Annotated in this window: 1 protein-coding gene; it reads left to right on the forward strand. The window is 71.4% G+C overall.

Annotation, left to right across the window (positions count from 1 at the left end):
* Positions 1 to 220, forward strand: a 220-nt coding sequence (locus tag HA630_RS02260) for an FAD-dependent monooxygenase (protein ID WP_208299927.1), incomplete at both ends; no start/stop codon positions are given.

Genomic DNA, 220 nt, shown 5'->3' on the forward strand with positions numbered 1-220 from the left:
GCCGCCCACGGCGTGTCGCCCTTCGGCGCCCGTGGCGCCAACAGCGGCGTGCAGGACGCCGACAACCTGGCCTGGAAGCTGGACTGGCTGCTCAAGGGCTGGGCCGGCCCCGAACTGCTGGCCAGCTACGGCCCCGAGCGCGAGTACGCGGCGGACGAGAACATCCTCAACTCCACCCGCGCCACCGACTTCATCACGCCCAAGAGCGAGATCAGCCGCC

It is taken from the genome of Aquabacterium sp. A08 (assembly GCF_011742065.1).